The organism is Kitasatospora phosalacinea, from assembly GCF_000717185.1.
In the GTDB taxonomy this organism is placed as follows: Bacteria; Actinomycetota; Actinomycetes; order Streptomycetales; family Streptomycetaceae; genus Kitasatospora; species Kitasatospora phosalacinea_A.
The window spans coordinates 1-257 of record NZ_JNYE01000316.1 but is presented as its reverse complement, the minus strand read 5'-3'; the positions used below and the strand labels follow the sequence as shown (position 1 = coordinate 257).

At 69.3% G+C, this 257-nt stretch carries 1 protein-coding gene; it reads left to right on the top strand.

Going from position 1 to position 257, the window contains the following annotated elements:
- Positions 1-257: acyltransferase domain-containing protein (locus OO57_RS38190; protein WP_033257546.1), on the top strand; the 257-nt coding region annotated here is incomplete at both ends.

The window sequence follows — 257 nt, the reverse complement described above, 5'->3', positions numbered from 1 at the left end:
GTTGGGTTCGTCGGTGGTGTTCCGGGAGCGGGTGGGTGCGTGTGCGGTGGCGTTGGGGCCGTTCACGGACTGGTCGTTGTTGGAGGTGTTGGAGGGGGTTGAGGGGGCTGCTTCGTTGGAGCGGGTGGATGTGGTGCAGCCGGTGTTGTGGGCGGTGATGGTGTCGTTGGCGGCGGTGTGGGAGTCGTGGGGGGTTCGTCCGGCGGCGGTGGTGGGGCATTCGCAGGGGGAGATCGCTGCGGCGTGTGTGGCGGGGG